Annotated in this window: 11 protein-coding genes and 1 pseudogene; 7 read left to right on the forward strand and 5 right to left on the reverse strand. The window is 60.6% G+C overall.

All coding sequences use genetic code 11. The features are described 5' to 3' along the window. Positions 1–19: 19 nt before the first annotated feature. From KCX59_RS09850 to KCX59_RS09860, 3 genes are read right to left on the reverse strand one after another with little or no spacing between them, the layout of a single operon-like run. Positions 20–1,048 (reverse strand): cyclase family protein, encoded by a 1,029-nt coding sequence (locus KCX59_RS09850; protein ID WP_370629182.1) that lies wholly within the window; start codon positions 1,046–1,048, stop codon positions 20–22. Then, positions 1,045–1,989: a fumarylacetoacetate hydrolase family protein gene (locus KCX59_RS09855; protein WP_179017303.1), complete on the reverse strand. Its 945-nt coding sequence runs from the start codon at positions 1,987–1,989 to the stop codon at positions 1,045–1,047. Before KCX59_RS09855 ends, KCX59_RS09850 begins: the two co-directional genes overlap by 4 nt. Further along, complete coding sequence (locus tag KCX59_RS09860; protein WP_179017302.1) at positions 1,989–3,008, reverse strand: VOC family protein; 1,020 nt, start codon at positions 3,006–3,008, stop codon at positions 1,989–1,991. Before KCX59_RS09860 ends, KCX59_RS09855 begins: the two co-directional genes overlap by 1 nt. Before the next feature lie 814 nt (positions 3,009–3,822). Here KCX59_RS09860 and KCX59_RS09865 point away from each other — a divergent pair. Beyond that, entirely contained in the window at positions 3,823–4,464 is a 642-nt protein-coding gene (locus tag KCX59_RS09865) for a LysR family transcriptional regulator (protein WP_179017301.1), read from the forward strand. Positions 4,465–4,507: 43 nt separating this feature from the next. Beyond that, a pseudogene (locus KCX59_RS09870) lies at positions 4,508–5,653 on the forward strand (IS3 family transposase). 269 nt (positions 5,654–5,922) lie between these two features. Here the strand turns inward: KCX59_RS09870 and KCX59_RS09875 are convergent. Together KCX59_RS09875 and solA are read right to left on the reverse strand one after the other, a co-directional pair. Then, on the reverse strand, positions 5,923–6,594 hold the full coding sequence (locus KCX59_RS09875; RefSeq protein ID WP_144648895.1) for an HAD-IA family hydrolase: 672 nt from the start codon (positions 6,592–6,594) through the stop codon (positions 5,923–5,925). Positions 6,595–6,648: 54 nt separating this feature from the next. Beyond that, positions 6,649–7,833, reverse strand: coding sequence for an N-methyl-L-tryptophan oxidase (gene solA / locus KCX59_RS09880; RefSeq protein WP_179018311.1), 1,185 nt, complete (start codon positions 7,831–7,833; stop codon positions 6,649–6,651). A 168-nt stretch (positions 7,834–8,001) separates the two neighbouring features. On the opposite strand from solA, the gene KCX59_RS09885 reads away from it, so the two are divergent. The 5 genes from KCX59_RS09885 (at position 8,002) to KCX59_RS09905 (ending at position 11,908) form a co-directional block, all read left to right on the forward strand. Then, a complete protein-coding gene (locus tag KCX59_RS09885; protein WP_179018310.1) occupies positions 8,002–8,904 on the forward strand; it encodes a LysR substrate-binding domain-containing protein in 903 nt (300 codons plus the stop codon). An 82-nt stretch (positions 8,905–8,986) separates the two neighbouring features. After that, positions 8,987–9,667 (forward strand): aspartate/glutamate racemase family protein, encoded by a 681-nt coding sequence (locus KCX59_RS09890; protein ID WP_179018309.1) that lies wholly within the window; start codon positions 8,987–8,989, stop codon positions 9,665–9,667. Between the two features lie 29 nt (positions 9,668–9,696). Continuing rightward, a complete protein-coding gene (otnK, locus tag KCX59_RS09895; protein ID WP_179018308.1) occupies positions 9,697–10,983 on the forward strand; it encodes a 3-oxo-tetronate kinase in 1,287 nt (428 codons plus the stop codon). Between the two features lie 5 nt (positions 10,984–10,988). Continuing rightward, on the forward strand, positions 10,989–11,609 hold the full coding sequence (gene otnC, locus KCX59_RS09900; RefSeq protein ID WP_179018326.1) for a 3-oxo-tetronate 4-phosphate decarboxylase: 621 nt from the start codon (positions 10,989–10,991) through the stop codon (positions 11,607–11,609). Positions 11,610–11,659: 50 nt separating this feature from the next. Then, complete coding sequence (locus tag KCX59_RS09905; RefSeq protein WP_179018307.1) at positions 11,660–11,908, forward strand: hypothetical protein; 249 nt, start codon at positions 11,660–11,662, stop codon at positions 11,906–11,908. Positions 11,909–12,805: the final 897 nt, after the last annotated feature.

The following is a 12,805-nucleotide window of genomic DNA, read 5'->3' on the forward strand; positions in this document are numbered from 1 at the left end:
CCTTCAACGTGGTTCACTGCTACCGGACGGCGATGGGATTGACCGGTGAACCGACAGCTCCGGTGATGGGGAGCGGTGCTGCCGTGATCATGAAGTCGTACTTGCCGTCGGTCGCGCAAGCTTCAGCGAGTTGGTCGGGGTCCCACATTTCGCCGAGGAACAGACCGAGATTGGGGATGGCGATTTGGTGGAGGGGCTGGAATGCGCCCTCGAACTCGTTGGGTCGGACTTCGAAACCCCATGTATCCGTGGCGATCCCGGCGATTTCCGAGGCGTGTAACCAGGCCGCAGTGCTGAAGGACAACCCGGGAGCGGACCCACCTGCATAGTCGCCCCAACCTTCACGCCGAACGCGGGTGTACTGCCCGGTCCGGATCACCACGATGTCGCCCCGGCGAACTGCGGAGCTGGTCCCTTGCAGCTCAATAGTGCGTGCAAGATCTTCTGGGGTGATCGCGAAGCCATCGGGCAGTTCACCATCTACTCCCAATGCGCGGCCAACATCCAGGAGGACACCACGGGTGACGATCTTGGCCGACGCGGTTTCGATCCCGGTGACAAGGTCGCCCATAGAGGTCACCACATCTCCAGCGGCTCTCCCGTTCCAGGCTTTGCCGCGGTCGAAGATGTGGCCAAGCCCGTCCCATTGCGTGGAGCACTGCAACGGCATCGCGATGACGTCATCCGCACCGCCAAAGCCGTGGGGGAATCCCTGGTTGCCGCGTTCGGCATCCACCCCGGTGTCCGTCATGGTGTGTACCGGGTTTGTGCGGCGTCGCCAGCCCTTCTGCGGGCCGTCCGTGTCGAACGGTTGCGACAAGGAGAACGCTTCCCCGGTGGTCACCAACGCAGCAGCCTCGACGCGCTTGCCGGCGTCGATGAAGTTCAGCGTCCCGAGGACGTCGTCTTCCCCCCAGCGTCCCCAGTTGTTGTACTTGGCAGCCGCCGCCGTAATGGTACCCAGTGGGTCTTCACGCCGGATTACCGGGGAATCAGCTGATTCCCCGGTAACCGTGTCGTCCGCATGAGCGGTCTGCTGCGAATTCACCGTACTTCGTCCTTGCAGTGGATCATTTGGGTACCTAGTCCGGTGATGGTGCCTTCCATGACGTCGCCGTCCTGCAGGAGCCGTCCCCAGTGCTGGCCGTTGCCGGCAGGGCTTCCGGTCAGGACCAGGTCGCCGGGCCGGAGCGGCATGATTTGGGATGCTTCGCTGACCAGCTTGGCGACACCGAAGATCATGTCCTGGGTGGATTCGTCCTGCATGGCCTTGCCGTTGAGTTTCAGAGTGACCTGGACGTCCTGCGGGTCGCCGAAGAGCTTGGCCGGCACCAGCAGGGGACCGGTGGGCAGGAAGCCCGGTGCGTTCTTGGCGCGGTACCAGTCCGAACCGATGGCGGGCATGTCCTTGCGGAAGACGTACTCGCGCGTGGTGATGTCGTTGACCATGGTGTACCCGAATACGTACCCGAGGGCTTCCTCCGGGGTTACCCGGAATGCTTCCTTGCCGATGACGGCGGCGAGTTCCAGTTCCCAGTCGTGGGATTCGCTGTAGCCCGGCAGGGTGAGGTCGTCCGTAGCCGAGGCGATCGCCGTCGGGAGACCGATGAAGAAGTACGGCGTTCCCTGGCCAGCGCGTTCGTCCATCATGGCGGCCGTCTTGGCGCGTACCTCTTCTGCGTCCTGGCCGGATTCCCGGTGTGCCACGGCAAGGTCAATGACGTGCTTGCGGTAGTTGGCGCCGGTCTGCAAGACCTGGGCGGGTTCCACCGGAGCCAGGACCTCGACGACGGACAGCGCCAGGCCCGTCTCCCCGCCAACCGATGCGGCCAGTTGGTCGAGCTCACCTTCTGTGGTTTCCCAGTGCCGAATGAGCGAGTTGATATCACTGTCCAGGGGCAGCACACGGTCACCAACCAGCAGTCCGGTCTGTGCCTTGTCTGCGCCCTGCTCCTGGAAGCGGACCAGTGCGTAGTGTGGCTGCGTCATTAGCCGCGGCCCTGCTTTGCGTAGGGGTTCAGGAGGGCTTCCTTCATTTCGGCGGAGGCGCCTTCTTCCGTGGCGGTGAAACCTTCGGCCGGCGGGAAGGATTCTGTCATGGAGTGTGGCATGGCTCCATTCTTGTAGAAGTTGTTGGATCCTTCCGAAGGCTTCCAGGTGTTGGCGTCCCAGTCCGGGACGTAGTTGCGGTAGCCGCCGGAGTTCAGCTCCACGCGCAGGCCTGAGGGGTCGCGGAAGTAGAGGAAGTTCTGCTCGCCGACGCCGTGGATGGAAGGTCCGTATTCCATGGGGGTGCCGTTTTCCATCATCACGTCGGCGGTGCGGAGGAGGTCCTCGGTGGCGTCCACCCAGAAGGCGATGTGGTTGACGCGGCCGGCGCGCTTGGAGGTGTCCAGGACGACGCCGAGGTCGTGGGACTTCTCGTTGGTGGTGAGCACGGAGAAGACGGTGATGGGTGCTTCGTCCAGGTCGACGAAGGCCATGACGCGGAAGCCCAGTGCCTCGTTGTACCACTTGGCGAAGCCGCGGACGTCGGTGGAAGCGACCGTGACGTGGTCCAGGAAGCGGGGAGCAGCTGCGTGGCTGCTGCGACGTTCGGGCCGGTCCGGGTAGGTGGATTCGAAGCCGGGCTCGGCGACGAATTTCTCTACGTCGTAGAAGAGGCGCATGTGGTGGCCGTAAGGACCCGTGAACTCGTAGGCTTTGCCGAAGCCGTGGCCGCCCGCAGTCCAGGTGCCCTGCACCCCGGTTGCTTCAACGCGGGCTGCTGCAGCTTCGAGCGCGGCCTGGGAGTTGGTGCGCCATGCCATCCGGCCGAGGGATGCTTCGGGGCCTTCAGTGATGACTAGGCTGTAGCGGTAGTAGTCGCCCCAGCAGCGCAGGTACACGTTGCCATCCACGCGGTCAATGATGCGCATGCCGAACTTCTCCTCGTAGAACCGTGCCGAGGCTTCGACGTCCGGGGCGGTGATCTCGAGGTGGGCAAGATGGGAGAGGGGAGTTTCCACGATGAATTCCTTCTGATGTGCTGGTGTCTCGGACAGTTGTCTGCAGGTCCTGTAACCACCATGGTTCAGATCATCTATTTGGGGAAGAAACGATTTTTGATAGAACATATTCGTTGGATGAATACCCCATCATCTTGCTTCCGCAGGTGTTCAACCACCACACCCCTAACACGCCTCGCAAAGTGACTTCTGACAGAGCACCTGCGTACCCGACGCCCACGTTAGTTTCGCTGGGGCATGTTTTGGCGGGTTTTGTACACGGTGTCTTTGTGGTGTTCCAGCCTGCGATGATGCCGGCTCCGAGCCTGTGATGGGTCAGTCTGGCGAAGCGGTAGCCGAGGTCGGTATCGAGTGCGAGTTGGAGGTATCGGTGTGCTTTTGGATCCTCGGCCCTCCCACCAGTTGATGTGGCTGATCGTGGTGAGGATGGCCGTTGCGTGTTGTGGGCTGGTTCTGGTGTATGCGTGGAGGAGGAGCTGATGGGTCCATTCGACGCGTGACCATTTAGGCGCAGTTTCGGTTGGGCGAAGAGGATGTGCTGGGGTGGTTCGTTGATGCCGGGGATGTCGGCCATGAGCCCTGGTTGGTGCGTTCGATGGTACTGCCGCGGTAGATAGGGAGTTTTCACTGGAGAGAACCGCAGGAACGACTGCACACCCTCTACATCCGTACTCCCGGACCTGGGTGGCGGCTTTCCAGTCCGGACTCTGCCCCTAACGCCCAGGGGTGACTATCCCTAGGGCGAGCAGCGCGGAGGGGCGATTGCTGCGAGGTGGCTCGGTATACACTGCGGCAGCTCGAAATTTTTGTGAGCGTGGCGGATCACGGAACCATGACGGCAGCCGCGGACACCCTGCTCATTTCGCAATCGGCAGTGGCAGGAGCAATCAACGCACTTGAGCACGCCTTCGGAGCGCAGCTGACCATAAGACGCAAGGCTCACGGCGTGGCACTGACAGCGGCCGGACGTTACGTCCTGGATCGCGCCAAAGGGCTGCTTCATGCGGCCACCGATTTGGAGCTTCACGCCGCCGACGCCGGAGCTGAGTTACGCGGGTCCCTGACGTTGGGCTGCTACGGGACACTGGCGCCTACCGTACTGGCCGCGCTCATCGACAACTACAGTAGGCGGCACCCCTACGTCGACCTCGACTTTTTCGTCGGCCCGCAATCAGACGTGCAGGAAGGGCTCAAGTCCGGAACGTTGGACCTGGCCATCGCCTACGACCTGTCACTGCCCAATGGGCTGCGGGGCCAACGGCTCTTCGACACTACGCCGGCCATCGTCTTGGCCGCTGACCACCCACTCGCCAGTCATCCGACGCTGGGGCTGGAGGATGTCGCTGACGAGCCGATGATTCTTTTGGACGTCAACCCCAGCCGCGAAAACACGATGATGATGTTTTCCAGTGCGGGGCTGGACCCAAACATCCGGGACTGCCCCCAGTTTTGTTGACTCCTTGATCTAGCGAGCTTGTGCTCGTGGAAGGATGTTGACCATGCCCACGGCTTATGGGGCGGAGTTCCGCCAGGATGTTATTGATGTGGGCCCGCAAGGGCGAAGCGCCGCTGGCGCAGATTGCGAAGGATTTCGGGCTGTCGGTCACGACGTTGAAGCGTTGGATTGCCATTGCTGAACGTAAGGATTCCGGGGCCGGCCCGGCAGTGAGTGAGTCGGCCGAGGTGCGGGAGTTGAAGAAGCGTAACCGCTTGTTGGAGCAGGAGAACGAGATTCTGCGCCGCGCTGCTGCCTATCTGGCCAGGGACATCAACCCAAAATGACTTACCCGCTGGTCACGGATCTTGCCGCCGACGGTGTTCCAGTGGCGGTGACCTGCAGGGTGTTGAAATTCAGCAAGCAAGGCTACTACCGCTGGAGAGTCAGCCCGGTAACGGAACGGGACTGGGTGGATGCGCACCTGGTCAACGCCGCCTTTGACATCCACGCAGACGACCCGGCCTTCGGGTACCGGTTCATCGCCGACGAACTTTCCGAGAAGGGCATCGCGGCGAGCGAGAACAGGGTCCAGCGCCTGTGCAGTGACCACGGTATCTGGTCGGTGTTCTCGAAGAAGCGTGGCCTGAACCGCAGACCCGGGCCACCGGTTCATGACGACCTGGTGGAGAGGGACTTCACCGCTGCGGCACCGAACGAGCTATGGCTGACGGACATCACCGAACACCCCACCGCCGAGGGCAAGCTCTACCTCTGCGCCGTAAAGGACGTTTATTCCGGGAGGATCGTCGGCTACTCGATGGACTTGCGAATGAAGTCCTCGCTGGCCGTGGCCGCACTGGAGAACGCGGTGCGGGCACGCAAACCTGCAGGGACAGTGGTGCATTCGGATCGCGGGTCCCAGTTCCGGTCCCGCCGTTTTGTTGAATCACTCCGGCGCCAGGGGCTGACGGGGTCGATGGGCCGGGTCGGTGCGTGTGCGGATAATGCCGCGATGGAATCGTTCTTCTCGCTGCTGCAGAAGAACGTCCTGGACCGCCAGCGGTGGCTCACCCGGCAAGACCTCCGACTGGCGATCACGACTTGGATCGAGAGAACCTATCACCGCCGGCGACGCCAACGACGGCTGGGAAAACTCACGCCCATCGAATATGAAACAATCAACCGGACCGCGCTCACAGCGGCCTAAGACCCCGAGTCAACAAAAGCCGGGGCAGTCCCGTTCGTGTCTTTCTCCGAGCGGCTGTGTGGTCGATCTGAAGTGATTAGCTGGACCGTCCGTGCTTGGTTATACGAATTCCACTGTTATGAGACAGAACACTCGGACGCAGCTGATTCTCTAGCCCATGGAACGCCTGCCGTGTAGCTGGTCGTGGAGACACAGCAACCGGGCCTGTTGGAGCTGCTCCAACAGGCCCGGTTATGTAGAAAGTTCGAAAAGTTTGCGGCGAAGGGAGTCTAGAGACCGAGGTGCTTGTTCAACTCGTCCAGGGACTTCACTGTGAAGATGTTGTAGCCTTCCGTGAAGGGTTCAGCGCCGCGGTCCAGCATAACGAGGTCTCGGAAGCCCAGGTTGTACATCGGGATGTGGTCATACAGCGGGTGCGCGGAGACATGCAGGAAGTCCTCAGGCTTGGCGTTCAGGGTGTCCAGCATGTATTCAAACGCCTGGAGGCGTGGCTTGTAGGCCCCGGCCTGCTCAGCGGTAAAGACCGCGTGCCAATCTGCACCGAGTTTGGGAATGCTGATGTCCAGGAAGCTGTCGTCGGCGTTGGACAAAGCCACCAGCTTGAAATTGTCGCCTTGGAGCTTCAGGGGCGCCGGTACATCCTCGTGGGCTACGGCGTTCCGAACAGCCTCAGCGAGGGCTGCGCCGGCACCAGGGGTCGGTCCAATGCCAAATCGCTTGCATGCGCGGTCAAAGGCATTCTGAAGGACCTGCTCGTAGGGCTTGTATTCCTTGATCTCGTCGAAGCGGTATGCGCGGAAGATTTTCTTGAAGGCAAGCCACTGCTCGTCCGGTATCCGGCCATCGAGCAGGCGCTGTGTTGTGGGATAGATGGTGAAATTGATCAGCGTGCCGTAGACGTCGTAAGAGATGTACTTCGGCCGGAAGTTTGTGTTTGCCATGATTAATCCGTTCGTTGTTGTTGCTGTTACTTTTCGTGGTCGAACCGGTTTTCCTCAGCTCAGAGCCAAGGAGGTGAGTCGGGTATCCGGTCCGAGGAACCTGCCGGGGTTCATGAAGCTGACGTCTGTTGCGGTTGTTCCGTCCAGCAGGAGTTCGGCTGCGATAGCTCCGAGCCCGGAAGCCATCTTGAAGCCGTGGCCGGAGAATCCAGCGGCCACGATGACGCCTTCCATCCCGGGTACTGGGCCGAACAACGCGGTCGTATCAGGTAAATGACCGTCCGCGCATGTGGCAACCCTTACGGGGTCCGGAATCAGTCCCGGCATGAATTCCCGGACCCACGCCCGGATCGTATCCAAGTGCCGGGGATCCCACGTCGGGGGCTTTTCCATGGATTCAACCTCGTCCAGGAATATGCTCGCGACGACTTTCACCGTCCAACCATCTGCGCTGGGGAAACCGTAGAATTGGGTTTTGTCCGACCTGCCCTTCTCCTCTGCCCTCCTTACGAAGACCGGCATGTCTGCCCTGCAGAACGCAGCCGGGTCCACTATGGGGAACCACGTCAGGATCTGTGGCAGGACTGAAAGGTGAACACCGAGGTCCTTGCATACTGGGCCGGCACCGTTTCCCTGCGAGAGCACTACCCGGGAAGCGATGATTTCTTCTCGATCGGTGCGCACGATGTACCGGTCACCGTAGGGTTCAACGCTGTGGGCTTTCCGGTCCCCCAGGAATTTGGCACCAAGCCGGGTGGCTTCGGTGAGTGCGGCGGTCACGGCCTTCTCTGAACTTACATACCCGCCATCAGGGTCGAAGATGGTGACGTCAGTGTCCCTGAATACATGTTCGGGATACTTTGTCCTGGCCTCGTCGCCCCGGAGCACCTCGTAGTCAAGGCCATTGTTCTTTCCTGCTGCAAGGAGCGAGGCCAACCGTGGATTGTGCTCGTCGTAGATCGTGACAGCGCCGGTAGTGTTGAGCAGGCGGGTTCCGGTGTTTTCTTCAAGAATTCGCCACAGATCCTGTGACCTTTGCAAAAGTGGTGTGTAATGCCCGCCTTCGGCGTAGATCTTGCGGAACATGCGCGATTCGCCAGCGTAGGCAGAGAACGGTCCAGGGATGGAAAACCTGTCTACTCCGATAACCCGCTGACCACGAGAGGCGAGTTGCCAGCTTGCCATGCTCCCTACCGAGCCGACTCCGACGATGACGACGTCCGTTTCGAGTGTACTCACGCGTTATACCTTGCTTCCCATACTGCACGCCGTAATGCCAATTCGTGGTGTCCCGTTGGAGGGCGCTACCTCGGCTGTGCTTCCAGTCAGATCAGCATATGACACAAGAAGCTTATGATTAATAGGCCGTTAGGGAATACATTGTTTCCAAAAACGAAAGAAGTAGTCATGGACCTCACCTCGATCGACGATCTGGATTTTTTTGAACAAATCTCCCGTTCCCAGAGCCTTACTGAAGCTGCCAGAAACTGGGGAAAGTCAGTGTCAGCGGTGAGTAAACGCCTCAGTGCACTGGAAGCGCGCCTGGGGGTACAACTAATCAGGCGCAGCACCCGCCGGCTGACCCTCACTGAAGAGGGGCAGCTCTATGCGGCAGGCGCTTTGGCCATCTTGCAACAGAAGACTGATCTTGAAGAAGCACTGTCCACTCAGCATGGTGAGCTCAAAGGCGGCATCACTGTGCATTCGAGCCTGGGGATTGGACGTAAGCATATTGCGCCGCTGCTGGGGGAGTTCGCCCGGCAGCATCCGTTGGTCCGGATAGACCTGGAGCTCTCTGCGCTGCCGTTGAACATTTCGGGTACCAACTTCGATATCGCCATTCGCGTTGGAGGCCTGTCGGACTCCAGGCTCAAGGCAAAGCTTCTTGCGCGGAACCGCAGGATTGTGTGTGCGGCGCCCAGCTACCTGGACAACGCCGCACCGCTGCGGACTACCCGGGACCTCGAAAGACACAACTGCATCGTCCTACGGGAAAACAACGGCGACTACTCATTGTGGCGCTTTGGGGAGAGGGGGCAGGAATACGTAGACGTCAGCGGCAGCATGATCAGCGATGACGGAGATGTGGTGACCGACTGGTGTATGCAAGGACATGGCCTGATCATGCGTTCCACTTGGCACGTCAACCCGTTGATTCACCAAGGAGTGCTGCAGCAGGTCCTCCCGGATGTCCCCACACCCAGCGCCGATATTTACGCCCTCTATCCCTCCACCGACAGGACCCCACGCCGGATCGCTGCAGCCATTGAGCACCTCCGACACGGCCTCGCCGCGAGAATAGGCGCATAAACATTCTTCTTGCCCTATTGGAAACAATGCCTTCTACCAAGCTCCCTTAATTGGCATCTTCTTGTGTCCTATTCTGAAAAACATGAACCTGCCCCTGAACACCATTGCCATGCTGCACACGGTGCCCGGCCTGGTACCGGACATGGAAGCCAAGGCAAAGGATGCCGTTCCCGGCCTACGGGTCATGCACTACGTAGACGAGTCATTGCTCCACGACACGATTGCCCTTGGAACAACGCCCGGACATGTTCGGCGCCGGCTGGTCAACTATGCTCGCTACGCCGAAGAATCCGGCGCCCAGGCCCTGTTGGTGACCTGCTCCTCCATCGGCGAAGCGGCCACCGCCGCCACTGACTTCGTCTCCATCCCTGTCCTGCGCATTGACGCTCCAATGGCAAAGCAGGCCGTACTGACCGGCGAGAGGATAGGCGTGCTCGCGACCCTGTCCGCAACACTGGGACCGACCACCAGGCTCGTGCAAGACTCAGCCAAAGAGCAGAACAAAAAGCCCACTATCAACCCCCGGATAGTCGGGGGCGCTTTCGACGCCCTGCGCGCAGGTGACCGCGGGAAACACGACAGTTTGGTGCTCGCCGCGTTCTCTGAGCTGGCAGGGGAGTGCGACGTCGTCGTTCTCGCCCAGGCGTCAATGGCCCGGGTCCTTAACGAAACCCTGGTCTCGCCCGACGGACCCACTGTTCTTGCTTCCCCCGACTCCGGGGTGGCCCAGCTCAGTAGTCTTTTTCCTTCCAAAGACTCGTAGCACCGTCCCTACCCGAGAAGGACATCACCATGTCAACCACTCAAATAAATACGGATGCCCCATGGTTGGGAGTTATCGCCGACGACTTTACAGGAGCCTCGGATGTGGCCGGCACTCTTGCCGGCGCCGGAATGCGGGTAGTACAGACCTTCGGCATCCCCGACTCCTTGATGCAGTTGGACAACGTTGACTGCATAGTGGTTTCCCTGAAGACCCGCAGCGTTCCCGCCGCTGAGGCAGTGAAAGAGTCGCTGGTGGCGGCACGTGCCCTCAGGTCCCGAGGCGTTCAGCAGCTCTACTTCAAATACTGCTCCACGTTCGACTCAACCCCCGAAGGCAACATCGGCCCCGTAGCAGATGCCCTTCGCAATGAGTTCGTTCCCGCAGGCCAGATCACTGTCGTCGCTCCCGGAACCCCGGCACTACAGCGGACCGTGTACAACGGCGTGTTGTTCGCAGGCACGGACCTCTTGCAGGAATCATCCATGCGCAACCATCCGCTGACGCCGATGACGGACTCAAGCGTGCCAAGGCTGCTCCAAGCCCAAACTAGAAACGTCGTGGGGCACATCGGTTACAGCGTGCTGGAAGCCGGTACTTCGGCAGTTCAATCCCGACTCCGGAGCCTGAGCGACAAAGGTGTTCACTACGCCGTCATCGACACACTTACTGACCGCCACCTCGCCGTGCTCGGCGCCGCAGCCCTGGAACATCCGCTCGTCACCGGCGGGTCAGGGCTCGTCGGAGGACTTGCAGTTGCCCTTGGGCTCCGCGACAAGCCTACCTCGTTGCACACCGCCCGGCCAGCAGGCCCGGCCGCCATCATCGCAGGCAGTTGCTCTGAGATGACGAACGCCCAGATCGACACATTCCGGCAGTTCCGCCCCTGTTTCCTGGTGGACCCCGTGGCCGTCGCAGAAGGACGGGACGTCGTCGGGGAAGCGCTGCTGTTCGCGCGCGAAAATCTCGCGGACGGACCCATCCTGATCCATTCAACCACCACTCCACAGGAAGTCTCGAGGGCTCAAGAGGAACTGGGCCAGGCCCGGGCGGCGCAGATAACCGAAGACAGCCTTTCCGCTATCGCCGAAGGACTCGTCGCCGTGGGTGTCCGCCAACTCATAGTCGCCGGCGGAGAAACCTCCGGCGCTGTAGTCCGCAGGCTCGGCATCACCACGGCCCGTGTCGGGAAAGAGGTCTCTCCAGGCGTGCCATGGCTGACAACGAAAACCGGGCCGGGGCTGTCCATCCTCCTCAAATCCGGAAACCTCGGAACGCCTACCCTCTTCCTTGATGCGTGGGAGCACAACCGGTGACCGAAATGGAAATCCGCACTGAACTCGTTCGACTGGCCAGGTCCCTGCACCAAAGAGGCTTGACCCGAGGAACCTCCGGAAACCTCAGCGCACGCGTGGACGGAGGAATGCTGATCACCCCCACCAACGCCTCCCTCGGTGACCTCAGAACAGACAATCTGGCCAGGGTCTCCGACACCGGCGAACACATGTCCGGCGCCAGCCCCTCAAAAGAGGCATTCCTGCACCTGGCGATGTACCGAGCCAGGCCTGAGGACAAGGCCGCAGTCCACCTGCATTCCCCCTATGCCACTGCCCTTTCATGTCTAGAGGACCTGGACGAGGGTGACGTTCTGCCACCTTTGACGGCGTACTTTGTAATGAGGGTTGGACGGCTTGTCCGGTTGCCATATTTTGCACCGGGAGACCAAGGACTGGGAGGGGTAGCCGAAAAAGCCGCGGCATCGAGCCGTGCCCTGCTGCTGGCCAACCACGGACCGATCGTTTCCGCGCCTTCCCTGGCAAAGGCAGTGGACGCCGTTGAGGAAGTAGAAGAAACAGCACGACTGTTCTTTCTCCTTCAGGGCCACGCCACACGACCCCTCCAACCAGCCCATGTGGCCCAACTCCACGCGAGCAGCACCTAGGAAGGGTGCGCATCGGATCACATCTCCTGATCCGGTGGAAAGATGGCTTAATGGCTGAGGGTTATCTCAGGGGAACACTCATATGTCTCAACTACGACGACATAGCCATCGTCGTACAGCATCGTGCAGGATTGTCCGATCTTGGTGGCATCTGCTGCAGGCAGCTAGGTGATTCTTCCGTCGAAGGCGCTGGCGAAGGCATTCAGGGCCGGCTGCCATCGTTCGGCTCCATGGTCGTGGTCCTTGACCTATTCGCTCGCGCTGGTGGTGCAGATGACCCGGCGGATTTCTACGTCTAGCCTAGTCAGGGCACAAACTCGCTCCAGGCGTTCGCCCCAGCCGATGACTATGGTGTATGTCAGCCGAGATTGTGGAGAACTCCTCGAGTGGTTCTTTGCTGCTACCTCTGGGGGTGTGGTGGAAGGAGACATTTCGTCCCAGTATTGCCGGGCGGGGGTAACGGAAGGGACCCAGTTCAGGTGAATGATGCAGGTTTTGACCGCCGTCAGGGACCAGACCGGCGATGGCCACCGGCAGGTCCTTGCGCCCGTCGCAGACCGTGATGCATACGTCCTCCACGCTCGAGTCTTACGGTCAGTATAGAGAGTCAGAACTTTGCCTCTTCGTTGCCGTGCCCGCCGCACAGCCGGGTATGTCCAGTTCTCCGTTGACCTTGACGCCGAAGCGACGTAGACCTGCCGGTACGTGCGCTGCCTGTCGCTGACCTCGTGGTGCACAGCATCAACAAACATCGGGCGGCCCCGGCTGTGGCCGGTTACACCACTCAATCATGTCGCCGATGACCCTCTCAGTGATGCGCGAGATGGCACTTTGGAATCCCGAGCGCCGAATACCTCGGCGAAGCGGGCCGCAATCTCACCCGAAGCTGCTGCAGTCGTGTGTCCTCTGAGTTCCGAGAGGATGGTGCTGGTGAGCCGCTCGACTTCGTTGATGATCAGTAGCTCGACGCGCTTGGTGTTGCTGGCAACGACACTTGTGATCCAGCCGGTGATACGTTCTGCGCAGCTGCTGATCCCGGCCTGCAACTGCTGTTGTCGTGCATGAGGTTTGGGACTAGGTAGCAATTGGAGCCGCCAGATCCAAGGTGGTTGGGCAGAGAAGCGATGACTTCGGCGTTCGGTCGAAACTACAAAACTGGCCCCTTCACCTTGGCGGGGGTTCAGCCGCGGCTGGGC

The sequence above is a fragment of the Paenarthrobacter nitroguajacolicus genome, assembly GCF_051027655.1.
Lineage (GTDB): Bacteria > Actinomycetota > Actinomycetes > Actinomycetales > Micrococcaceae > Arthrobacter > Arthrobacter nitroguajacolicus.